We start from the raw sequence: 488 nt of genomic DNA, 5'->3' as shown, positions 1-488 counted from the left end.
TAGTTTATATTTTGTCGAATCGATAGGAACTGGAGTCGTTGCCCCATCAGTCACTGTTGGAACGGTAAGATTAAAACCATCCAGCTTAATCTTTTGACCTTTCGTAACAGCACCTAAATCCAAATCTGCTACAGTTTTCGTATTCACTGCTACATTTTTACCAGACAGAATATACGCCAAATTTTCGGGATCAAGCTGTTCAAGAGTACCGCTAAATGACACTGCTGTAGTGTTGTATAAAACCAAATCAGTGGTGTCATCGCCAGACATAGATTCTGTATGCTCAATTTTTTCCGCAGTGATTTCTAACGTAAAGTCAGGAATATTTCCCAGTTCACGCATAGCACCAACTACACCTTCAATAATCGGAGCGAGTGATAACTTGCCACGTAATGAAATATACTTCTTAGCCATTTGCAGGCACCTCTTTAGTTTTTGGCTTAACTTCTGCTTTAGAGTCAGGTTTGATTGTTTCAATCACGCCATCC

The 488-nt window shown here is 40.0% G+C and carries 1 protein-coding gene; it reads right to left on the bottom strand.

The features are described from left to right. Positions 1-414 (bottom strand): phage tail tube protein (locus D9K81_RS18260; protein WP_456236550.1); only part of this gene is annotated, 414 nt, incomplete at its 3' end. Positions 415-488: the final 74 nt, after the last annotated feature.

Origin of the sequence: Acinetobacter chengduensis, assembly GCF_003664645.1 — a bacterium.
GTDB lineage: Bacteria > Pseudomonadota > Gammaproteobacteria > Pseudomonadales > Moraxellaceae > Acinetobacter > Acinetobacter chengduensis.
The sequence above is the reverse complement of the archived record's forward strand: the minus strand, read 5'-3'. Positions and strand labels throughout refer to the sequence as shown.